This is a genomic window from Halomonas sp. SIMBA_159, from assembly GCF_046536035.1.
Classification (GTDB): domain Bacteria; phylum Pseudomonadota; class Gammaproteobacteria; order Pseudomonadales; family Halomonadaceae; genus Vreelandella; species Vreelandella venusta_A.
Genome location: NZ_JAWJBT010000851.1, coordinates 1 through 262 on the forward strand (window position 1 = coordinate 1; position 262 = coordinate 262).

Here is a 262-nt window from a genome sequence, read left to right on the forward strand (position 1 = left end):
GCAGGAGGCGATTGCGCAGGCCGAGCGCAGCGAGACCCAGGCGAGCACGCCCGCGCAGGCTGCGGCGACGGCGGCGGCGCTCGACGGCCCCACGGGCGACGCCATCTCGCCGCCCGGCGACTCTCTGTCGACCACCGGACGCGGCGTGTTCGCGCACGTCTCCTACTACGAGCCGATGTACTTCGCCGTCGGCCACAACGGCGACACCAACGCGCGGCTGCAACTGAGCTTCAAGTATCGATTGCGCATTCCCGACGACCTG

The 262-nt window shown here is 70.6% G+C and carries 1 protein-coding gene; it reads left to right on the forward strand.

Going from position 1 to position 262, the window contains the following annotated elements; translation table 11 throughout:
* Nucleotides 1–262, forward strand: a 262-nt coding sequence (locus R0J87_RS21645) for a hypothetical protein (RefSeq protein WP_498888878.1), incomplete at both ends; no start/stop codon positions are given.